General features: G+C 32.0%; 20 protein-coding genes and 1 pseudogene. 6 read left to right on the top strand and 15 right to left on the bottom strand.

Features of this window, described 5'->3' with window-relative positions; genetic code table 11:
* Nucleotides 1-260 precede the first annotated feature (260 nt).
* Nucleotides 261-2240: a helix-turn-helix transcriptional regulator gene (locus KA883_RS03330; RefSeq protein ID WP_196296350.1), complete on the top strand. Its 1980-nt coding sequence runs from the start codon at nt 261-263 to the stop codon at nt 2238-2240.
* Nucleotides 2241-2325: 85 nt separating this feature from the next.
* Here the strand turns inward: KA883_RS03330 and KA883_RS03325 are convergent, their stop codons facing one another.
* From KA883_RS03325 to KA883_RS03315, 3 genes are read right to left on the bottom strand one after another with little or no spacing between them, the layout of a single operon-like run.
* On the bottom strand, nt 2326-3786 hold the full coding sequence (locus KA883_RS03325; protein WP_046206767.1) for an ABC transporter ATP-binding protein: 1461 nt from the start codon (nt 3784-3786) through the stop codon (nt 2326-2328).
* Nucleotides 3787-3795: 9 nt separating this feature from the next.
* Nucleotides 3796-4515: an energy-coupling factor transporter transmembrane component T gene (locus KA883_RS03320; protein ID WP_046206766.1), complete on the bottom strand. Its 720-nt coding sequence runs from the start codon at nt 4513-4515 to the stop codon at nt 3796-3798.
* 1 nt (nt 4516) lies between these two features.
* A complete protein-coding gene (locus KA883_RS03315) occupies nt 4517-5101 on the bottom strand; it encodes an MptD family putative ECF transporter S component (RefSeq protein ID WP_046206765.1) in 585 nt (194 codons plus the stop codon).
* Nucleotides 5102-5660: 559 nt separating this feature from the next.
* On the opposite strand from KA883_RS03315, the gene KA883_RS03310 reads away from it, so the two are divergent.
* Together KA883_RS03310 and KA883_RS03305 are read left to right on the top strand one after the other, a co-directional pair.
* On the top strand, nt 5661-6998 hold the full coding sequence (locus tag KA883_RS03310) for an aspartate aminotransferase family protein (RefSeq protein ID WP_210139870.1): 1338 nt from the start codon (nt 5661-5663) through the stop codon (nt 6996-6998).
* A 14-nt stretch (nt 6999-7012) separates the two neighbouring features.
* Complete coding sequence (locus KA883_RS03305; RefSeq protein WP_225309904.1) at nt 7013-8104, top strand: YkvI family membrane protein; 1092 nt, start codon at nt 7013-7015, stop codon at nt 8102-8104.
* A gap of 82 nt (nt 8105-8186) precedes the next feature.
* Here KA883_RS03305 and KA883_RS03300 read toward each other — a convergent pair whose 3' ends face one another.
* Genes KA883_RS03300 through pgsB form a run of 5 tightly spaced genes read right to left on the bottom strand, consistent with a single transcriptional unit; the run spans nt 8187 to nt 12626 of the window.
* Entirely contained in the window at nt 8187-9779 is a 1593-nt protein-coding gene (locus KA883_RS03300) for a gamma-glutamyltransferase (RefSeq protein WP_046206763.1), read from the bottom strand.
* Nucleotides 9780-9781: 2 nt separating this feature from the next.
* Nucleotides 9782-9940, bottom strand: coding sequence for a hypothetical protein (locus KA883_RS03295; RefSeq protein ID WP_019470031.1), 159 nt, complete (start codon nt 9938-9940; stop codon nt 9782-9784).
* The gene (locus tag KA883_RS03290; protein ID WP_064209259.1) at nt 9930-11000 is read right to left on the bottom strand and encodes a CapA family protein; all 1071 of its coding nucleotides are present in this window, start codon (nt 10998-11000) and stop codon (nt 9930-9932) included. The genes KA883_RS03295 and KA883_RS03290 overlap by 11 nt, the downstream gene beginning before the upstream one ends.
* A 14-nt stretch (nt 11001-11014) precedes the next feature.
* On the bottom strand, nt 11015-11467 hold the full coding sequence (pgsC, locus tag KA883_RS03285) for a poly-gamma-glutamate biosynthesis protein PgsC (protein WP_046206761.1): 453 nt from the start codon (nt 11465-11467) through the stop codon (nt 11015-11017).
* Between the two features lies 1 nt (nt 11468).
* Nucleotides 11469-12626, bottom strand: a complete 1158-nt coding sequence (gene pgsB / locus KA883_RS03280) for a poly-gamma-glutamate synthase PgsB (protein WP_046206760.1) — start codon at nt 12624-12626, stop codon at nt 11469-11471.
* A 425-nt stretch (nt 12627-13051) separates the two neighbouring features.
* On the opposite strand from pgsB, the gene KA883_RS03275 reads away from it, so the two are divergent.
* The 3 genes and pseudogenes from KA883_RS03275 to KA883_RS13720 form a co-directional block, all read left to right on the top strand.
* Nucleotides 13052-13384: a hypothetical protein gene (locus KA883_RS03275; RefSeq protein ID WP_046206759.1), complete on the top strand. Its 333-nt coding sequence runs from the start codon at nt 13052-13054 to the stop codon at nt 13382-13384.
* Between the two features lie 142 nt (nt 13385-13526).
* Nucleotides 13527-14684, top strand: coding sequence for an ArgE/DapE family deacylase (locus KA883_RS03270; protein WP_046206758.1), 1158 nt, complete (start codon nt 13527-13529; stop codon nt 14682-14684).
* Between the two features lie 324 nt (nt 14685-15008).
* A pseudogene (locus tag KA883_RS13720) lies at nt 15009-15194 on the top strand (IS5/IS1182 family transposase); the annotation flags it as partial.
* Between the two features lie 10 nt (nt 15195-15204).
* Here the strand turns inward: KA883_RS13720 and KA883_RS03265 are convergent.
* From KA883_RS03265 to KA883_RS03235, 7 genes are all read right to left on the bottom strand, one after another.
* Nucleotides 15205-16173: an alpha/beta hydrolase fold domain-containing protein gene (locus tag KA883_RS03265; RefSeq protein WP_046206757.1), complete on the bottom strand. Its 969-nt coding sequence runs from the start codon at nt 16171-16173 to the stop codon at nt 15205-15207.
* Between the two features lie 104 nt (nt 16174-16277).
* Nucleotides 16278-16799, bottom strand: a complete 522-nt coding sequence (locus KA883_RS03260) for a GNAT family N-acetyltransferase (RefSeq protein ID WP_046206756.1) — start codon at nt 16797-16799, stop codon at nt 16278-16280.
* A gap of 226 nt (nt 16800-17025) precedes the next feature.
* Nucleotides 17026-17355 (bottom strand): thioredoxin family protein, encoded by a 330-nt coding sequence (locus KA883_RS03255; RefSeq protein WP_046206755.1) that lies wholly within the window; start codon nt 17353-17355, stop codon nt 17026-17028.
* Between the two features lie 115 nt (nt 17356-17470).
* Nucleotides 17471-18454 carry a D-cysteine desulfhydrase family protein gene (locus KA883_RS03250; RefSeq protein WP_046206754.1) on the bottom strand — a complete coding sequence of 328 codons (984 nt, stop codon included), beginning with the start codon at nt 18452-18454 and terminating at the stop codon, nt 17471-17473.
* A 28-nt stretch (nt 18455-18482) separates the two neighbouring features.
* Complete coding sequence (locus tag KA883_RS03245; protein WP_046206753.1) at nt 18483-18998, bottom strand: VOC family protein; 516 nt, start codon at nt 18996-18998, stop codon at nt 18483-18485.
* Between the two features lie 145 nt (nt 18999-19143).
* The gene (locus KA883_RS03240; protein ID WP_046206752.1) at nt 19144-19707 is read right to left on the bottom strand and encodes a GNAT family N-acetyltransferase; all 564 of its coding nucleotides are present in this window, start codon (nt 19705-19707) and stop codon (nt 19144-19146) included.
* 184 nt (nt 19708-19891) lie between these two features.
* On the bottom strand, nt 19892-21286 hold the full coding sequence (locus KA883_RS03235) for a YfcC family protein (RefSeq protein ID WP_046206751.1): 1395 nt from the start codon (nt 21284-21286) through the stop codon (nt 19892-19894).
* Nucleotides 21287-21597: the final 311 nt, after the last annotated feature.

Below are 21597 nucleotides of genomic sequence, written 5' to 3'. Positions count from 1 at the left end.
TCATATCCAAAATACGAATTATTAATTCTTAATATCATTTTAACAAACTTTATTTGTAACCTAACTATTTTGTCTGTGTCGGTTGTACAATAACGTTAATCATTTAATTGTGAGTGTAACAAAATAAAGTAAAGGTGATCTTTGTGATAAGCTCTCTATCAATAAAAAATCATTATATGACTGAGTTGGCAAGATGCATAAATGAAATTATTATTTTAATTCCTATAAATAAATCATGTAAAATAAATTTAAATGGATCGATGATAACTATTGATCACGCTTGTATAATCAATAATGCAGACCTTTATCAATATATCGATATTGATAATTTAATAGAACTTAAGATTCCATTACCTTTATTTATAGAAAAAGATAAATCCATCGCTAATGCTTTGTTTGATATCAAACAAATTAAATATATAGAGCAATTTCGAAATTTAGTTTTGCAAAAATTACAGAATCATACTCAAAATAGAAAATGTATGCATCTTTATATATCTAATATTATTGAGTTTTTACTTAAAGAAGCAAAAGTTGATTTAGACGATCAATATCTACCTATTTTGTATACTAAACACCCTCTGGTTCAACGTTTGACTCAATACATACATAAACACATCAATGAACCTTTAACTACAAAACAAGTATCTAATGCTTTTTATATATCACAATCATATATATCTATTTTATTTTCCAAAATATTAAATATGAACTTCAAACAATATACAAGTTCTCTTAAAATTGCATTATCTTTATTTGATTTATTAGAGAAAGAACAAAGCATTTACGACGTCGCATTAAAATATAGTTTCACTAATGTTAGTACATATTCTAAAAATTTCAAATTCTATATAAAGATGCCGCCAAAATTCTATATTCATCAATTCAGAAAAAATGATTTAAATTCACTATACCAAGTTTCGTTAAGCACTCCCAACTTAAGCAAGACTATCAACAAATTATATAATTTTTCTCATAATCAACATATTTCGTCTAATCAAATCGTCTTGAATAAACTGAAGTATACTCAGAAATTTAATATGACACGTACTTTTATCACGTTTAATGATTTACATAAGTTAATCTCATTTAATCAATCTACTTTTTCAATTAATATGCTATCGCTAATTTCAAAACCAAATTTAATTTTACTTCACACTAATTTCGATGATTTAAACAAATTAGACCATCACAATGTATTTGCAGCAATCAAACAATTGCTTATCAAAGGTTTTGAAATAACTTTGAAAGTTGATAATCCATCCTTTTCACAATCAATTGATTACCAAATTATAAAACTATTGACTTCATTAACGCTGCTTAATGAACATATTTCAAATGTTAGTTTACTTATTGAAACAAACCATAAAACATTTAAAAATGATCAAAGATTAATTGATAACTTTAAACAACAGTTCCCCACTATAAAATGTGCGGTTAATGTTGGACATATCTTGGAAAACAGTGGCAACTTTTCAAGATTTCAAAAAAATATTAGTTCATTAAATGCTGATTTTTATTTCATTGATACAGATTGGTATTTACTAAAAAACATTATATCAAGAAACTGGTTCAACGCTGATAATGCTTTTGATACCCATCAGACCATTATGTTATTTTTAAACCAATTACATCCAACTATTGCCAAAAAAGTGGTTTTTAATAATCTCACACATTCCAATTTAAAACATTATTATAAAGATATGTCCATTTCGCCACATATCTTACTGATGCATTTGCTAATTGATTTTCAAACATTAATTGGTGGCTTTGCATTTCCATATTTTTCTGAAGATGATGAACAATTTATGCTGATTAATCATAATTGTAGTACCATGCCAATCGTTCACGTTTTCAGTTTATTAAAACCTTTTTTAAATTTGCAAATTGCTAAATTCCCTTATGGTTTAATTGGTAAATCTAAACATCATTTTCACATGCTATTATTTAATAGTTTAAACTATTCAACACCAACATCTGACCTAATTGCAAATATTGTTCATAATTACATCACTGATTTTCCAGTTTACACACGAGTGCTTAACGAAAATCATGGTATCATTTCACATTTGATCCCAAATAACCTGGACTTAAGCGCTATTGATTCCAAAATTCTCGAACAAATCAACAAGGCTAATACTCCACTTTCTAAGTTAACGATGCATAGTTATCATAATTTACTAACTATTACAGTTACAAAATCAGAAATAAAATATATCATGTTTCCGATTAATTCTTGATTTATCAAAAATACATTAAAAACATAACAAACGAGATAGATATCAATAATATCTATCTCGTTTAATTATTTACATCTTGTATTTTTCAAATGATATTAAAAAATGATTGTAAATATTCAATTGTATCGTTGTTAATTTCATATTGCTTTTTTACTTTTCCTTTTTCTAAATGAAGCACTTCATCTGCACAAGCGAGTAACATTTCATAATCATGAGTTATAACTAATACTGTGTGTCCTTCATTTGCCAATTGGTTAATAATTGTACTCATTTCCCGCATATGGTGACCATCTAAACCGCTAGAAGGTTCATCAAAAATCAATATATCCCTTTTCGTTTCTACTGCACTAGCAATAGCTAAACGCTGCTTCTCACCTCCAGACAGTGACAAAGGATGTCTGTCTAGATGTTCAGAAATACTATAGTTTTGCAAACACCGCTTAATTGTCTCATCATTTAAAGTTGGATTACTTAACCTCAGTTCTTCTTCCACACTTTCAGCAAATAATTGATTGTTAACATCTTGAAATACCAAATAAGCTTCTGCAAGACTTTGTTGTGGTGTTACCCACTTTTCTCCAGTATTAATAGTCCCTTTAAATTTTTTCTCGACTCCAGTTAGACAGCGCGCAAATGTTGATTTACCTGAACCATTATGGCCAATAATCGCTGTCACTTTTCCCTTACTGATACTGATATCATCTATATCTAAAGCTAATTTTTGCCTTCTCTTATATCTAAAATAGTAATTTTGTAAACTTAAGTAACCCACTTTATTATTCACTTTAGTTTTTACTTGCAATTGTTCTAAATGAATAGCTCTTAATCCTAGCTTTGCTAATTGTTTATTTGATAACTTATTAAATTGTTCATTTTCATAAATTGCACTTATTTTTCCGTCATCCATTATCATAAAACGGTCAGCTATTTTAGTTAAATAGTGTAATCGATGTTCAGCAATAATAATTGTTTTACCTTCCGCTTTCCAAGTTTCGATCATTTGTTGTAACTTTAACATTGTATTAAAATCTAAATTTGACGATGGCTCGTCCAAAATAATCAATTCGTGACCATATACTTGAATAGCACTGCAAGCTAGCAATTGCTTTTCACCGCCAGACAAATTAAATATATCCCTATCTAAAAGGTGTTTAAAATTAAACTGTTCAGCGGTTTCTTTGATTCGTGTCATAATCCGACTAGCTGATACACCATAATTTTCAAGTTCAAATGCCAGTTCACTTGTCGTATTCAAACAAAAAAATTGTGATCTTGGATTTTGGAAAACTGAACCACTTTGCTGTGTTAACTCATAAACATCTTGTTGCTGTGCATCTTTATGATTTATTAAAATTTGACCTTCTATCTGTCCTTTATAAAAATTAGGAATAATACCATTTAGCAACCTTGTTAAAGTTGTTTTTCCACAACCTGAAGTTCCTGTTAAACAAATAACCTCACCATCATCAATAGTAAGGTTAATATTATTTAATATTTTACTTTTGCTTTCATCGTATTTAAAAGATACGTCTTTAAATTGAATCATATCCTACCCTCACATTACATAATAAATGATACAAAGGAACAGTATTAACACTAACAACAACCAATCTAACCAACGTATTTTAAGCGAAATGATTGATGTACGTCTATGCGTTAAATTCAACCCACGTGTAATTGAAGCAATAGTTAATTCGTTACCAATTTTCACAACACTGTTTAGTAATGGAACAACTCGATATTCAACATATTGTATTGGATGTATAAAAGCAATTTTCAAAGATATACCTCTCATCTTCATAGCATCCTTTATAGCAGCCGATTCTTCTCTAATTGTCGGTAAAAACCTAAACATAACGGCAATTGGAATCGTGATTTTTCTAGACAATTTCATTCGTTCTAAACCTGTTATTAGCACTTCAATTTGTGTGGTTTTAAATATATAATAGCCCATTGCGAGGGATGGTAAAAAACGTGTTATGATGCCTGCCGGTACAAAAATTAACAATGTAGCAACTTGGTTACCATCAATCGTTACAAACGCTTCTCCATACCACGCCATCACAGTTAATATCAAGATGACTAGCCCTATAGTATATTTTTTAATACATAATAATAATAATGCTGGCACAAGTATGATTACTGCCCTTAAATACACTTCAACACCTGTAACGCCGCCTGTTAATGCAACGAGTGATATCATCAAGATAAGCGCAATTTTAATTCTAGGATCTAAATTTAGTAAGTGGCTTTGTGGGATCGTTTGACTATACATGTTAAATCATACCTGTACGTTTGAAATGTTTTTTTAAAATTAATTTTGCTATATAAACGCCGATCCATGCACCAATGATTGTAGTAATAATAATAACTGGTATCATTTCTACAGAAAATAAAGTGGCGACCGTTTGCTCATATTCAATACCGTATTTATCTTGAATAAAGGATAAATATGAATTTCTCATAAAGTAAAATGGTATAAATGTACCAATGGGCCAAAAGGAAAAGAGAATGTACCCTAAACAATTGTGTTTCCAACTTTTATAACGTTTCATAGCCATTAAGCCATCAGCTAATAATATCACAGGAATACTAAATACCAACGCAATCCATGGATGTCCCATAATAGCTAAAATAAGACTTACAATCGTTCCGCATATTGTCAATGCACCAAATTTTTGAACTTTTGATATTAGTAATATAATAGGTATGCCACCTACTAAACCAACCATTGCAGGAAGCAATAACATGAATATAGGTATAATACCTAAAATGCCAGGAGGTGCTATAAAAATAAAATATATAGCCGTAAAGAGTCCTATATTTATTAAATCTTTAACTTCTATCTTACTATTGTTCATCTAAAACTCCCTCTTTACATATAACGATAAATATTATTAATACAAGTAAACATGACTATGCTATAACATTAGTGTAGACTCAAGATACTATAATTGAAAACAATTATCAATTACATCGAATTGTATCGCTCATATCATTTATATTATAAACGAAAAACTTCTCAAAACCTAACTATCCATTTCATAGTTTTATATATTTCATCTTCCCTATGTTTTGCCCAATTATCAATACATCATTTCTCTAAAATTTTAATAAATGTATATTTTGTCTTCATACAATGCATTACGCAAGATTATATGTGTCATATTACAAATTTTAAGTGTTATTCAACTTTAAATTTTCAGAATATATTTACAATTCCGAATTTTCTTAGTATATTCATACGTATCACCATTTCATTATATTTAAGAATATTAATGAAATTATATAAAACATATTTAATAACACCTCACTCTTTAAAAAACGGGATATGAAGTTAAAGGTGCGAATTGAATTTGTATAACTTTTAAACCAATTTATATTGAGTAATACATGGGAGGAATGATATTTATGGACAGAATGGAAAAAGCCACTCAATTAATCAATGAAGATAGTCAGTATTTTGCTAAACCAGGACGAATAAAATATTATCCATTAGCTATTTCTCATGGTTATGGTGCAACACTTGTTGATATGGACGGCAATACATATATCGATTTACTTGCTAGTGCTAGCTCACAAAATGTAGGGCATGCACCCCAACCAGTGTCAGATGCTATTAAATCACAAGTAGATAAATTCATACACTATACGCCTGCTTATATGTATCATGAGCCTTTAGTTAAACTTGCTAAGAAACTCTGTGAAATCGCACCAGGAAACTACGAAAAACGTGTTCTTTTCGGACTTTCTGGTTCAGATGCAAATGACGGTATCGTAAAACTTGCAAGAGCATATACAGGAAGACCTTATATCATCAGTTTCGTGAATGCTTACCACGGATCAACTTATGGGTCATTATCGATGTCCGCAATAAGCCTAAACATGAGAAAAAAATATGGTCCAATGTTGCCAGGCTTTTATCATATTCCATTCCCTGATAGCTACAGAGGCATGTTTGGTAGTCCAAACGCTAACACCGTTGATGAATACCTCGCGCCACTTAAAGAAATGTTTGAAAAGTATGTACCTGCTGATGAAGTAGCTTGTATCGTTATTGAAACAATACAAGGTGACGGGGGATTATTAGAGCCAATAGATGGCTACTTTGAAGCTTTACAAGATTTATGCAAGACATATGGCATTTTATTAGCAGTGGATGATATCCAACAAGGTCTTGGTCGAACTGGCGAATGGAGTTCAGTTTCACATTATCATATTGAACCGGATTTGATTACCTTTGGAAAATCATTAGCAGGTGGACTACCTATGTCTGCAATTATAGGACGTGCTGAAATCATGGACACATTAGAAGCGCCAGCACATTTGTTTACAACAGGAGCTAACCCAGTAAGCTGTGAAGCGGCCTTGGCTACAATTGGTATGATTGAGGATGAGCATTTACTTCAAGCGAGTACAGAAAAAGGTGAATATGTACGCAAACGCATGGATACGTGGATCGAACGATTCGAAGCAGTTGGGGACGTCAGAGGCAAAGGATTGTCGATAGGTATTGATATCGTTGCTGATAAAGATAGTAAAACACGTGATGCGGAAGCGGCATTAAAAGTTTGTAATCGCTGTTTTGATAATGGCGTTGTGATTATTGCAGTAGCTGGAAACGTACTGCGTTTCCAACCTCCATTAGTCATAACGTATAACCAACTTGATACGGCATTAAATGTCTTAGAATCTGCAATTGAAGATTTAGCATCTGGAAAATTAGATAATTACGACATTGCTGGTCAAGGTTGGTAAAATTGGGGGAATCAATGATGCAACAACAAATTAAACTCACAAATATTATAAAACTTAGCGGTGCTTACATCGCTTATCTCATAGGATCTGGTTTTGCAACAGGACAAGAAGTGATGCAATTTTTTGCTTCCTTTGGCATATATGGTATATTCGGAGCTTTAGTTAGCGCATTATTGTTCTGTTTACTTGGTTCAACTTTAATGATGAAGGGATTTGATCTTCAATTAAAACAACCTGGCAGAATATTTAAGTATTATTGTGGCAATATCCTGGGAACAATGATTGAATACTTTACAATTATTTTTATTTTTAGCATTGTTGTCATCATGATTGCTGGTACAGGAGCTGTAGTTGCAGAGCAATTCCATCTTCCCAATCTAGTTGGTGTACTAGGTATGGGCATTATTGCAATGATTACAGTGATTTTAGGTTTAAAAAAATTGGTTGATATTATTGGTACTGTAGGTCCGATTATCGTCATCTTGACAATAGGTATTTGTCTAATTGTCTTTTTCTCAAATATCGGTAATTTATCTAATATGCTCTATTTACCAGAAAGCGCTAAAAATTTACAACCAACAACACATTGGTGGCAAGCTGGCGGTTTATTTTTCTGTTATAACATCTTAGCAGGAAGTATTTTCTTTTCACAGCTTGGTCAACAATCTAATAGTAGAAAAGAAGCAGGCATTACAGGTATTGTTGGTGGCTCTGTGTTGATGCTAACTGTGGTTGTAATGATTATTGCACTATTAGTGCATTCTGATCATGTATTTGAATTAGAGGTTCCTGTACTTTATTTAGGTAATACGATTGCGCCATTGATAGCATTTATATTTTCAGTATGTATTTTATTGGGTATTTATTCTACAACTGCCCCAATGTATTGGTTAGTTAAAAATGAATTTATGAAAATTTTTCCAGCAAAACTTAGCGTGCCTGTTACAGTTGTGTTAGGTGTTATTTTTATTATTTGTGGTACTTTACCTTTTGGAGAATTAGTTTCCATTATATACCCATTTGTAGGTTACATAGGTGCAATTGTTGTAGTTATTATCTTTGCGCGTACGTTATATAATAATTTCTCAAATAAGCACAGTACATGAATGATAGAAATTAAAACTCAATAAAAAAGTCCAAGACATCATTTGATGCCTTGGACTTTTTTTATACATTTTTTAAAAAAATCTACCTGTTACCCACATCATGACCGATTTCTACTGTTTTATCATTTTTATTATATAGTGCAGCTTGTACACTACCAAAGTTAGGGTCATTACGTTTTTCTTCAATTTCAAATCCTAAACTTTTGAAAATGTCTATATCTTGCTGATCTGTGGCATTTTCGTAAAAGATTTTTCCTCCATCGTTATAAAAACGTGGTTTATCAATAGAATCTTGTAGTGTGCCATCGCTACGTAAGTAATCAATAATAACCTCATTGAGCGTAGTCGGAATTTTGTTACCACCTGGCGTTCCTATACCCATGTAATAATCAGGTCCAACTACGATGCTCGGTGAAGTAAATGAGCGTGGTTGCTTATGCTTAGCACCATAATTTGGACTAGATGGATTAGAAGAGAAGTTACTTAATGAATTATTCATATAGAATCCTTCTTTTACATACTCCCCTGAACCAAAGAAGCTTGCTAACGTATTCGTTGTACTTGTCAACTGTCCATCTTTATCAACAACCACAAAGTGTGTTGTGCTCGTATTATCGATGTTATTTGTATTGAAATTACTTTCAAAATTAATTTCATTTAATCTACCTAACAGGTAATCTTGGGAAAGATATTCATCATAGTCTTCATCTTGCCCATTTACAATATCCCTATTTCGATACATCAAGTCTCTAGATTTTAAAATACCCGTGATATAATCCAAACGATCACCTTGAGCTGCTTGATTATTAGTAGCTTCATCAATTTCTAAACCTTGTAGCATCAGTGACCCTCCTAAAGGATTAGATGCAGCATAAACTTTATTATTTAAATAGTCTGTACTTACTGGCTCTTTTTTCTCTGTTTTATAACTTTGGAAATCTTTTTCGGTCAGTTTGTCATCCGTTTGCTTAGTGATACTTTTACCAACTTTATCGTAGAAATAATTAGGCCCGTTATCTCTAATCCCTTTTAATGTTTTAGCTAAAGCTGGTTGCTTAATGACATCACCTTCTCTTTTGGTTTGCTCTCCTTCAAAGAAAGGTGAATCTCTATCTACATCTGAACCATATAGTTTCAAACTTCTTTCTAATTCTGAATCAACTTCAAAGCCTTCTTCAGCTAAAGGAATAACATAGTTCATGATTTTCTTTCTATCCATTTTTCCTGCCTCTTTATGAGCGTCTTCAAGACCTCGAACGAAACCTGGAACACCAATTTTATCTTTTTGCTTGTAATTAAAAGAAGAAATATCTTTATACTGCCATTGTTTTGGTGCAACATTTTCTTGACCATCGTAAGCCAGCATCGCACCTCCGCCGCCTAGGCCAGAAGAGTGTGGTTCAGTGACAGCAAGGGCATATGACACTCCGATTGACGCGTCAACTGCGTTACCACCATCTTTCAATATTTTTTCTCCAACACGTGTAGCAATCGGATTATTTGAAGCTACACCGTAATTTTTATCCGATATGTCTTGTTGATGATCCGCAATTTTATTTTCATATAAATCATCTTTATCATAATTATCCTTTTTTGTAATCATATAAAATGCAAAGGATATGATAATAGTAAGGAGTAATATTACGATGAGCGTTTTTTTATTATAAATACTCATAGCTAAGCTCCTTTAGATAAATATTGATGGTGTGAAGATTTAAGTTCATTTTGTTCATAACGGTCTAAACCTTCGTTCGCTCTAGCGAATACAATTAGCAAGAATATTATCAACACAACTGCAATTATTGTAATACTTACCCAATGATCTTTAATGTTCATACGTATAACCTCCATTCTCTTTTTTAAGATTTATATTGTCACCTTTAATATTATTTAATAATTTTGTTTCTTCAATTTTGTTAGGTGTAGATTTAGTCAATTTACCGCCCACTGATTTGATAGGTGTAATCATGAATTTAGAATTTTTACCGTTCCAATTCTGTTGGACAGCTAAACCTTGTTTATTTTTTGATAAAAAACCTTCTGAAGTTACATTACCTAAACTATAAAAAATGCTGGCATCTTTATAATTTTCAATTTCCTGAACAACTGTGTTATGTCCGACGATGACATCAGCACCTGCATCTACGAGTGAGTGTGCATACTGTTTTTGCCTTGTTGTTACTGACCTTTCATCGGTTATACCCCAGTCCACATTAACGACTACATAATCATTTTTTTCTTTCAATTTTTTTATTAATGGAACATAAATATTAGGTTCCAAGCTAATGGATGTAGTGTTTTTTAAAGGATCTGTGTAATCAGACTCAACGTCTGTAAAGGAAACATTAGCTACTTTTTTACCTTTTACTGTTTGTTGTACTGTTTTACTGTTGATAGGATTAGAACCATTACCAGTTAAAAAATTATATCCATTTTGTGCCTCAACAGCTTTACTAAAATCTCTTGCTGTAATGTTATCAGTAACTTGATTTATAATATTTAAACTTTTAATATTTAAGCTTTTTAAAAACATTACATTTTCTAAATTTTTATTAATATTTGTTTTTCTATCATCTGAAAACTTGGTTAAATTCAAGCTTGCTGTAGAATAATCACTATCTTTCAACATGTTTTCGACAGCACTAAAAGTATCATTAATATTGTTTTTTCTTGTATGATTGTTTAATTCCACATTACCTAGATATGTTAGCTTAATTTCATCTTTTCCTTTATTCATAGCTTTAACAGGTTCAAAATCCTGTTGCTTTAATACAAATACTAACAAAATGATCGCTATAATTAATATCAAGCCGGTATATATGGAATTCCTTCTTTTATGGCGCTTTGTCCACTTCAAAACACGCTCATCGATAGAAAATCGTTTAGATTGCTTCATATATCTGCTCCTTACTAATTAATAAAGCTATAAAAGAATAAGACAATGTATGTAATACATGTTAATAACATACACGTAGATAAAGTTATTACGACACCTTGTTTTTGTATAGTATTTGCGATGATACCTGGTATTACAACACCAATACCGGACATTTCTACCATCTCAAATGGCGTTAATGGATAAATTAAATCAAATATAAATTTTAAAACCATTCCAGTTAATATCATTGCAGCAAATTTCCTACGCCCATAAAGAATAACAAAGCGGCTAATACCATGGTTCACAATAAAATATGTAATGCAACTAATGATTAGTACAGATAGCAGCATGATTGGTTGATCGAAAATCAGCGCTAGATATCCTGGAACAACTAATCCAGCAGGACTAATGCCGAATTTTTCGGCAAATATGAGGCTTAAAACAATCCCCACGAATAATGAAAAATATAACTCTGAACCTATCATATTAATGTATCCCTTCTATATATTGTGCGATTTCTTTTCCTGGTCCATGAATATTACCAACACAGAATATCAAAGCATTATGTGATTCTGCATAAAGCGCACGTTCAACTTCACTTATATTTTTACCTTCAAAATTCAAATATTTTTTATCGGGTAATTCTCTCATCACTTCCGATACCATTTGGGTACTTTTTCCAGTACAAATTAATGTATCGAACGGTACATCTTTTATGAAATTTTCTACAAATTGTCGGGTTCTATCTACCCTATCTGAGCGACAATTTAAAATTATAACAATTCTTTGATATGGGTAATTATATGATTCTACTTTATTTAAAATTGCTTTAGTAGATTGTGGCTCATTTGCTGCAAAGGCATTCACATAGACATTCGTTGTATTGTTTGCATTAAAGTATTTAACTTCAACAGCACCTACATCTGGTGGTGCGTTTAACATACCTCTTAAGGCAGTGTCTCTGTCGATGCCTAATGCTTCAGCAACTCCCATTGCAATTGCTACATTATCCGGAAAGACAATATATCCAAATTCTCGTAAATATGATTCTGGTACTTCTTCTTTATCGACTACAATTAATTTTGTTTTACGCCGTTTAGCTACTTTAGCAAAAAATTTAGTATAGTCGTCCTTCATTACCACGAGATGTCCTTTATATGGAATCGTTGCTGTAAATGCTTGAGCAACTTCGTCTAAAGTTGGCCCTAACACATCCATATGGTCTTCCATCACATTAACAATGACACCAATGTTCGCTTTCACTAAATCTTTTTGGAATGTAATTTGATAGTCTGGATTAACTGCCATACACTCATTGACTAATGCGTTAGCTCTTTGTTTCACAACTTTTCTGACGATATCTCGTTGTTCGCCGATATTTGCACCCTGAGGTTTCCTATATACTGGATATTCTCTTGGTGTAAACCAGTACATCATACGTGCATCTGTACCAGTTGTTTTACCAATCACGCGGTATTTATCTTCCCGCAAAATACTGTAAATCAAGCGTGTAATCGTTGATTTACCTCTAATACCATTTATATTAATACGTATAGGAATCTTTTCTAATCTGTCAGAATGTCTTCGTTTCTCGACAATTCCTAACCATAGAATAACGCCTACACAAATTATGATTAGTAGCAAACTCTGTCCCTCTTTTCATCAGCGTATTTATTAATTACATGCTAAAATCATTAATTTAGCCAAAAACCATTACAAAAATGACCTTAAATTTATAATCTAATCATTATACCTTTCAATAATGACATGCTACCACGTAGTTGTTGATTTTATATAAAGTCTATAAATTAACTGTTAATTGAATGTAAATACACATTTACATTTAATGTAAAATTATATTAAAGATTATATTAAATACTTTCATATCAACGATAATGCTTTTTCTTCAGTTAAAAATTTTAAGCAAAAAATAATATAAAAATTTTTCATCAATTACTAATTAAAGTTAAAAATACGAAATATAATATTTACTTGAAATTTACACATTATTAAAATTCGAATGTTATCTTAAGGGTGAAAGGAATTAAAGATATTCTAGGAGGATGGACATGAGCAAACCTGTAAAGTTAACTGTTTCACTCTATCTCATTATTGTTGCGCTTATAACTTGTGGTTATTTAATCATGATTTTAGTAGGCAGTTTCCAAGGCAATGATATGCGTGGTGCAGTACTTGATACAGATAATACGAGACATATTGAAAATGTAGATGAGACTAACAACACCACAAAATCTTCCGAACCATCTACTTCATCTACACAAGAAAATCGTTCTACCCCTAAACATTTGCAATCTAAACACATAGGTCAACCAACAATCAACCAATATAAAACGATAAAAACATGGTCTTTAGATAATGACGCATCTAAAAACCATGTTTAATTTTTGTAACTTATTTTTGACAATTTGTTCAAATTCTCATTATTATGCCTTTTTACGGAGGGGTTTAATTTCAAACAGTCTGAATTTTCAGATATAATTATGGTGTTAGTTTTCTTATTATATCTGAAATGGGGTTTTTATTATGAGTAAGTTTACTGATCAAGAGAAAATTCAAATCTTAGAAGACTTGATTAGCATTAAATCCGTTAATAACAATGAAATCGAAGTTTGTGAATATCTGCAAAAGTTATTAGCAGAACATGACATAAATTCCGACATCATTAAAATTAACGACAGTCGTGCAAACTTAGTGGCTGAAATCGGTAAAGATGGCCCAATATTGGGCATTTCTGGTCATATGGATGTTGTTTCTGCTGGTGATGAAAGTAAATGGACATATGATCCATTCAAACTTACTGAAGTTGATGGCAAACTGTATGGTCGTGGTTCAGCTGATATGAAATCAGGTTTAGCAGCATTAGTCATCAGTATGATAGATATTCATGATCAAAACTTATTACAACATGGGAAAATTCGTTTATTGGCAACTGCTGGTGAAGAAATTGTAGGTGAAGGTGCAAAAACTTTTCAAGATAAAGGATACATGAATGATGTCGATGCACTTGTGATTGCTGAGCCTTCTCAAGATCGAATTATCTATGCACACAAAGGCTCTATGGACATTCGTGTCACTTCCCGTGGTAAAGCTTCACATAGTTCTATGCCACAGCTAGGTTTCAATGCAATTTCACCATTAGTAAAATTTGTTTATAAAGCTGATGAGGGCTTTGAAAAATTCACTAAAAGCAATGATTTGTTAGGCAATGCAATTATGAATGCCACAATTTTCAACGGTGGTAACCAAGTAAATTCAATTCCAGAACATGCTGAATCTGAATTTAATATTCGTACAATCCCTGAACATGATAACGAACAATTCATCTCATATTTCAATGAAATCTTAAAGCAAGTCGAAACTGAACAAACGGATATTGATATTGACACATACATGTCTAGACCACCTGTTTATACTACAGGAGAAAATAAATTGACTGAACTTGCTGTTGAAATGGGAGAAAAATATTTAAATACTACATTACCAACTGAAGCTTCACCTGGTGTTACCGACGCGTCTGATTTACTGGTAGACAAAGATGAAAACTTTTCATTTATTATGTTTGGTCCCGGTGCTGTTAACCAAGCACACCAAGTAGATGAGCATGTGGAAAAAGATGTATATCTAACATTTGTTGATTTATTTACAGATTTCTTCTCTACTTATTTAAATAACTCAAAATAAGCATGATTATAAATCGGCCATCATTACGCTTTTGATATAATCTTATAAAAACATAATAGAATTTGGTACATAAATCCTAGAAAAAAACACGCAAATGATTTAAATCAATTCATCTGCGTGCTTTTTTGTTACTCAATACTTCGGATTGTTGGCTCGCTCTTTTATGGGGACAGCTTCAGCCTGTCGTCTTCAACTTATCCTGTTCCCTCAAGCATCTCGCCAAAATACAACGCATCCATATGTAATTTTACATTAAAACACTTAAAAACAAGTCACTTTGATAATTTAATTAACACTAACTATACTAAATTACCAAGGTAACTTATGTATAATGGTTATAATATGGCTCAACATACACTACCAATGGAAACTTCAGTACTTATTCCTACAAATAATATATCAAAGACATGTGAATGAAATTGTTGAAAAACCTCTAAATATATATTCAATGAATTCAAACCTCATCGTGGTGTTTTATCATATCAACCCAAAATGTTTACCGTGTTAATATGTGATTATGTTAGTCTATAATCTTTTTTAACTTTTTGATAAATTGTGCTCTTTCAGGGATTGGGAAAATAGGATGAATATGAAATAGTTGGTATCCTGGGATAAAGTTATGGTGAATACCTTGAGCATTTAACATTCGCGATAGCTTAACAGCATCTGGATAAAGTGTTTCTTTGGTACCTATTGAAATAGTCATTCTTCCTAATCCATTGAATGTTCCATATATTGGCGATACTCTCCAATCCGTTAATGACAGTTTGTCAGCCCATAAGCTAATTAAATATTTGCTTCCTGCAACACCTAACATAGGATCAATTTTTTCATAGCTATGAATTTCTGGATGACTAAATGTACAATCCAGCACAGGTGAAATCATCACAATATCACTTGGCTGTGGTAAGTCCAACGTTCTCAAATATTGTGCGAAAGATAATGCTATTTGACCTCCAGCCGAATCGCCCATAATAACAATACGCTCAGAACTCATCTTTTGATCTAATTCATATCTATAAATTTCTTCTAGTAATTCGAAAGTTTCCTTATAAGTTGCGTGTGGAATTTTTGGATATATTGGCATGATTACTTTTGCGTCAAATGCTGTTGCCAACATATCTATATATTCGAAATGATATGGCAGCGGATCTTGGAACCATGCACCACCATGAATGTATATCACTACTTTTTGTTGATGATCTTCTCTATCATTCACAACATAATTGGTTATATCGTGCAATTTTTTAGTATAAACGGCATTGTCAAAGTTATAATCCGTGCCTGCATACTCGCCTTGCGTTTGTGCTTTTACAGACGCAAGCGCCTTTTGTGCGTTTATTTTCTTTTCAAATGGCTGTTTCATCTTTGTCGCTCTAATCATTATTTCATACAAAAAGCTTTGATAACTACGTTTTTCTATAAGCTTGGCAAATAAGTATGAAGCTATCACGCTAACACTTGCAAAGGTTAATATTTTTTTTAGCATCTTATACTACCTCCAATAAACGATTGATTTATGACTAGAAGGTTAAGCTCAATTATTAGATAGGTCACTCAAAATATTAATATGTATTGATAACTTATATTAAGTTAACGTTCGAGTATAGCTGAATCTATTGAAAATGATTGATTTATCATCATTGACATATATAGTTCATCATAAAAATGATGATCCATATAAATAGATTCATGTTTAATACCTTCAATTTTAAAGCCTAATTTTTCATAAAATTTAACTGCCGGAGTATTGGTTGTAATGACCGTTAATTCAAGTCTTCTTAACCCTTTCCGCTCTGCCCACTTTATTGTTTCTTGAAACATCTTTGTAGCTAATCCTTGATGATGTTGTTCATTTAACACGCCTGTCACGATGTAACCGATATGTTTAATTTTAGCTAACCTACTAATATGTACAGATAAATATCCTAAGATATCATTTTCATCTGTTTTAACACCAATATAAAAATTATGTTTAATATCATCAACCAGGCTATCTTTATTAAAACTTCTTTCATCAGGTAAATAAAGCATGTATTGTGTCTCTTGATCAATCTTTTTCATGCAAGTATACAGCGCTTCAGCTTCATTCGGACATATTCTTTCTATGCGCATAAATACTCCTCCTCAATTCAATAGATTAATCTTATCATACATTATTTTTATTATATATGATACTTGTGTTTTAATTTACCTCTTTTTTTATTTTAGGCAATTTATTTTTAAATATAATCCTTTTAAATTGAAACATCCTATTATTAGTATTACTTTTATGTTAATACACTAACAACAGGATGTCTAAGCACTTATAATATACAATTTTTATCTATTTCACTTTCACTTATGATTTTAAACTTTCATGCATCATGGATAATTGGTGTTCTAACTGTTGCATATCAATAAATCTGCCTTGGCGATGCATTTCTTTACCGTTGAGAAAGATTAAATCAACTGGTACCGTAAATATTGATAATTCACCAGCAATTGATTCTACATTACTTTGATTAATCACGCCTAACGGTATGTCTGGAAATTCGCGCATCAAGTCTTCAATTTGTGGCAATACCGCGTGACAAACACTACAATTTTCTCTCATTACGTGAACGACTACGAGCGGATATTTGTTAATAAATGAATGATATTCATCCATAGAAGTTAATGTTTGCGTCATTTAGAACACCCTCCTTAATTATAAAGTGTTTAATATTATGCACTATATACAGTCTTTTTAGCAATTTATTTGCTTTAGACTACAAAAAGTTATCATAATCCTCAATCTCAATTTATTATAAATTATTATCGAAATGTGGCAGCAATTGTTGAATACGTGTTCTTGTTTCTTCTGTATAACCTTGTAAACCACCCGTATGAATAAACAAAATTGCTTGTTGATCATCATATTTTCCTGCTTGAATTTCTTTAACCATACCTCTAAAAGCTTTCCCTGTATAAGTTGGGTCTAATACAATACCTTCTAGTTGTGCAATGTCAATATAAAATGCTAATTCTTCATCTGTTGCTTGCGCATAACCTAATCCAATATAACAGTCGTTAATGGTGATTGTATCGAATTTGTCTATGCTTTCATCTAAATGATTAATGATTGTTTGCACTTTATTTTTAAAGGTCGCCGCACTTTCATTGACTGCATAGCCAATTATCTTAGTATCAATTTTATTACTGTGCTTACCAAACCATAAACCTGCATATGTGCCACCTGAACCTACGGCGACATTAATAGAGTCAAAATGACAACCTAATTCGGCTTCTTGTCTTAAAATTTCTTCAAAGGCATTGATATAACCATGCGTGCCTATCCAATCTGATGCACCCGTTGGTATCATAAAAGGTGTTTTATTTTTGCCTTCTAGTGTATGTCTCAATTGAGTCATCGCTATTTCTCTAGACTGATTGTCGTCGATCACATGTATATGTGCGCCAAACATAGCGTCTAAAAATAAATTACCTTCAAAAGCTTTCATGGTGCCTTTTAGTACGAGATGACATTCAATTTGATACTTTGCACATAGTGCTGCTGTTGCTCTAGCATGATTAGATGTGATTGCACCGGTTGTAATAATCGTATCGTATCCATGATCAATTACATATTGTATCGTATACTCTAACTTTCTTACTTTATTCCCTGATATTTCTGTGCCAGTATAATCATCTCTTTTAATATAAATTTCTTTGCCTAAACGTTGACTTAAGTGCTCTAACTTATGAATAGGTGTGGGTAAGTTGGCGACATCTAATTTTTTGCTTATCATTACTTTTGACCTCCTGTGTCAATATTTCTTACACGTCTGGAATAAATACGCTTGCCTCGCTATCTTTAGGATAGTAATAACCATTTGGTATTGTTTGTAATTCAATCAAACTTCCCCAGGGTGTTTTCACATATACAGTACGATTACCATCTGTATCTTCATATTTTGTATTACTATGAGGTTCAGAGATAGGTCGTCCCCCAGCTTGTTTAATTTTATTAAGCGATGTTTCAAAGTCATCCACGTAAAACGAAATATGTGTATAACCAATATCTTGTAAATTTACGGCGCTTTTTTGGTTGGCTTGTACAAATTCAAACATCTCTATATTAGGGCCATCATTAAACACCATCATTCTTTTTTTTACAATTTCAGCGCCATTCTCCAATCCTAATACATGTTCAACAAATTGACCTCCTCTAGGTTCATCCATTTTAGTTTGGCTATCATAAGCAATACGACCACCTAAACCTTCCTTGAAGAAAGCTGTTGCTATTTCAATATCAGGTACAGTTAAACCAATATGATTAATGCCTCTAGCCATCAAGTCCGTAACCCCCTTTTTATCATCTTTTTGTCAGCGTATTGCCAAAGTAAATATGGGTCATTTCAATAATTTAACAATTGCTTGAGTATTGGATACACCAGATACAATTAAGCATGCTTGATATAGACAATCAATCTTACGTTTAATTATTTTCTGCCAAATCATAATGATCTCTTAATAAAATATAGCGATTCATATCTTGAAAATTTTCACCATCATTCATGTCTTGAACGTCAGTTGCGACAAAATGAAAACCTGCATTTTCAGCAACTTTATTGCTAGCAATATTTCGCACATCAGCAATAATCGTGAGTTTATTCAGTCCTAAAATTTTAAATGCATAGCCACATATAAATGCAACACTTTCTGTCGCAATTCGTTTACCTGTATAGCCTTTCGCCAGCCAGTAACCTATTTCTGCTTTGCTGTTTTTTAAATCTATTTTATGTAAATCTATTGTGCCAATCAATTTATCTTCGTAATAGATTAGAAATAATTGACCTTTACTTTCAGCTTGATGTTGTATCATCATTTTTAAATATGATTTTTCTGCATCTACAGTGAGATCCTCTGTAATAAAATCTAAAAATCGAGATAAATGCGCGAAATTTTCTTGAATGGTTTCAAATAATGCCTCGGCCATTTTAAGATCTGGCGGTCTCAATGTAACTTTTGGCTGTATTTCTATAAATGGTCTATATTGCATTGCCTCACCTTCTTTACTAGTGTCTTATCTCATATCTTATTTGTAATTTCTGAATATTTCAACATTTTAATAATTAATAATATAAAAATAGGCGTATATCCAATATTCAATTCATACTTTAATATCAGATACTACGCCTAACAACATAAATTTCAACTTAATTGTATAACTTAATCCATATTGATTAATAACCTATCATCAGGGCTATTGACATACCAATGCAACATATAATGACCCACACTAAAATTAATTTCCAAGCAAATTTAAGCCACTGTGTATAGGATATCTTTCCGACAGCTAAAGCACCCATTAAAATTGCAGAAGTTGGAAATAAGACGTTACTGATTGAATCACCATATTGGAATGCAAGTACAGTAATTTGTCTATTGATATGTAACAAGTCGGAAATTGGCACCATGAGTGGCATAGTAGTTAATGCTTGTCCAGAACCTGATGGTATAAAGAAATTTAAAAAGAATTGTAAGATAAACATCGCGATAATTACTGCCGACGAAGGGACATCTGTAAGCAAGGTAGTCATACCATGGACGATAGTATCTATTACCTGCCCATCTTCTAAAATAACAATAATACCTTTAGCAAAACCAACAATCATTGCGCCAAATAAAATATCTTTCATACCTTCTATCATAGCTTCAAAAGTCCCATTGATGCCCAATCCACCAATGACACCTGCAAGTAAACCTGCTAATAAGAAATTAGCACTCATTTCGTTAAAGGACCAACCATAATTAAAAATACCAAACACATTTAATATAATCGCTGCAACAATGAGTAATAAACCTACTTTTTGTCGCTTTGTAAAGCGTGGTGTATCCATCGTTGCCGTTGACTGTCCTTCAGCTTGTTCCAGTTCGTAAACAATACTTTTCGACATATCTTGTTTCACTTTACGCGCATATATCATTACTGTTGTTATAGCTGCCAATAAAATAAAAATATAAATAATCGAACGCAGTCCCCATCCTGAAAATAGTGGCAACTCCGCTACAGATTGCGCGACACCAACAGTAAATGGATTTAACATACCACCAATAAAACCACTTGCTGCTCCAAGTATAACCATTGCCGCTCCTGTCAACGCATCATATCCTAATGTTCTCGCTATAATAATCCCAATAGGAACAAAGATAATTGTTTCTTCTGCTAATCCAATTGAAAATCCTAATATAGAAAATATCGTCATAGTCAAAGGAATCATCAATACTTTATAAGAACCTAGTGTGCTCATAGCTTTATTCACACCATTTTCAAAGGCTCCTGTTTTATGGACAATACCGAATGCGCCACCTACTAAGAAAATGTAAAATACAATTTCTCCTCCACTCAATAACCCTTCCGGAATCGCCCGAAATATATCAAAAAACGAAACGCCATGTTGTGATACTTCTTGATATGAACCTGATATAACCAATGTTTGTCCGTCTTTTTTTTCACGTGCATATTCCCCTGCTGGTATTAAATATGTGAGGAGACTTGCTACAACAATGATAAATAACAACAATGCATATGTATGCGGCGTTTTAAATGTTATCCTTTTGAAAATTGATTTGAACATTTTAAATATCCCCCATTAAATTGTTTTTAATTGAAAAATACTGTGACTTAAAACTGACCTGATAAATCAATTTAATAAATAACTATTATAATAATACACTTTATAGATATTATGCTGAATTTTCAATCTATTTTTAAATATCTTAAATTAAATCATCAAATCATCTTTTTGAAAAAGTTTTAAAAAGTGTATGATTAATCTCTTGATAATTAAAATATTGTGATTTTGTCCGTGCATGCTTGCCTGGGAATATGATTCGAGCCTGTAGTCTCTCACTTATATCTTTTCCCTAGGCGTCAGCACGCTACAAA

Origin of the sequence: Staphylococcus sp. GDY8P54P, assembly GCF_017892645.1 — a bacterium.
In the GTDB taxonomy this organism is placed as follows: Bacteria; Bacillota; Bacilli; order Staphylococcales; family Staphylococcaceae; genus Staphylococcus; species Staphylococcus ureilyticus.
This window is presented reverse-complemented; position numbering and strand designations above follow the sequence as displayed.

What these genes read in the sequence shown, in the direction of transcription:
- KA883_RS03330 (WP_196296350.1), top strand. Translation starts at nt 261, where the DNA reads ATGATAACTATTGATCACGCTTGTATAATCAATAATGCAGACCTTTAT.
- KA883_RS03255 (WP_046206755.1), bottom strand. Translation starts at nt 17,355, where the DNA reads ATGACGCAAACATTAACTTCTATGGATGAATATCATTCATTTATTAAC.
- KA883_RS03250 (WP_046206754.1), bottom strand. Translation starts at nt 18,454, where the DNA reads ATGATAAGCAAAAAATTAGATGTCGCCAACTTACCCACACCTATTCAT.
- KA883_RS03265 (WP_046206757.1), bottom strand. Translation starts at nt 16,173, where the DNA reads ATGCTAAAAAAAATATTAACCTTTGCAAGTGTTAGCGTGATAGCTTCA.
- KA883_RS03240 (WP_046206752.1), bottom strand. Translation starts at nt 19,707, where the DNA reads ATGCAATATAGACCATTTATAGAAATACAGCCAAAAGTTACATTGAGA.
- KA883_RS03300 (WP_046206763.1), bottom strand. Translation starts at nt 9,779, where the DNA reads ATGAGTATTTATAATAAAAAAACGCTCATCGTAATATTACTCCTTACT.
- KA883_RS03275 (WP_046206759.1), top strand. Translation starts at nt 13,052, where the DNA reads ATGAGCAAACCTGTAAAGTTAACTGTTTCACTCTATCTCATTATTGTT.
- KA883_RS03315 (WP_046206765.1), bottom strand. Translation starts at nt 5,101, where the DNA reads ATGAACAATAGTAAGATAGAAGTTAAAGATTTAATAAATATAGGACTC.
- KA883_RS03295 (WP_019470031.1), bottom strand. Translation starts at nt 9,940, where the DNA reads ATGAACATTAAAGATCATTGGGTAAGTATTACAATAATTGCAGTTGTG.
- KA883_RS03235 (WP_046206751.1), bottom strand. Translation starts at nt 21,286, where the DNA reads ATGTTCAAATCAATTTTCAAAAGGATAACATTTAAAACGCCGCATACA.
- KA883_RS03305 (WP_225309904.1), top strand. Translation starts at nt 7,013, where the DNA reads ATGATGCAACAACAAATTAAACTCACAAATATTATAAAACTTAGCGGT.
- KA883_RS03245 (WP_046206753.1), bottom strand. Translation starts at nt 18,998, where the DNA reads ATGGCTAGAGGCATTAATCATATTGGTTTAACTGTACCTGATATTGAA.
- pgsC (WP_046206761.1), bottom strand. Translation starts at nt 11,467, where the DNA reads ATGATAGGTTCAGAGTTATATTTTTCATTATTCGTGGGGATTGTTTTA.
- KA883_RS03290 (WP_064209259.1), bottom strand. Translation starts at nt 11,000, where the DNA reads ATGAAGCAATCTAAACGATTTTCTATCGATGAGCGTGTTTTGAAGTGG.
- KA883_RS03320 (WP_046206766.1), bottom strand. Translation starts at nt 4,515, where the DNA reads ATGTATAGTCAAACGATCCCACAAAGCCACTTACTAAATTTAGATCCT.
- KA883_RS03260 (WP_046206756.1), bottom strand. Translation starts at nt 16,799, where the DNA reads ATGCGCATAGAAAGAATATGTCCGAATGAAGCTGAAGCGCTGTATACT.
- KA883_RS03325 (WP_046206767.1), bottom strand. Translation starts at nt 3,786, where the DNA reads ATGATTCAATTTAAAGACGTATCTTTTAAATACGATGAAAGCAAAAGT.
- KA883_RS03270 (WP_046206758.1), top strand. Translation starts at nt 13,527, where the DNA reads ATGAGTAAGTTTACTGATCAAGAGAAAATTCAAATCTTAGAAGACTTG.
- KA883_RS03310 (WP_210139870.1), top strand. Translation starts at nt 5,661, where the DNA reads ATGGAAAAAGCCACTCAATTAATCAATGAAGATAGTCAGTATTTTGCT.